Source organism: Acinetobacter sp. NigerLNRRAM0016 (assembly GCF_054112845.1).
The window spans coordinates 1-241 of sequence record NZ_JBSYVT010000155.1 but is presented as its reverse complement, the minus strand read 5'-3'; the positions used below and the strand labels follow the sequence as shown (position 1 = coordinate 241).

The 241-nt window shown below is 40.2% G+C and carries 1 protein-coding gene; it reads left to right on the top strand.

Annotated elements, in window-relative coordinates; all coding sequences use genetic code 11:
- Window positions 1–40: 40 nt before the first annotated feature.
- On the top strand, window positions 41–241 hold a 201-nt coding region (locus ACWQ4X_RS19955; RefSeq protein WP_457904701.1), incomplete at its 3' end, for a holin.

The window sequence follows — 241 nt, the reverse complement described above, 5'->3', positions numbered from 1 at the left end:
TGAAAAGGTGCTTTTTTATTGCCAAGTTTAAGGGGGTTACATGCAAGAGCATGAAAGGAATTTCTTATTTTTGATTGCTATTGGGGCGTGTATTGGATTCGCAAAGCTTTTGGTTTCAGATGAAAAGCTAACCTGGCGTTTAGCGATTGGACGAACAATTTTAGGATCTGCAACATCAACTGTTGCTGGTGCAGTGGTATTGCAAATACCAGATATCAATCCATTAGGGCTTTTGGCGATC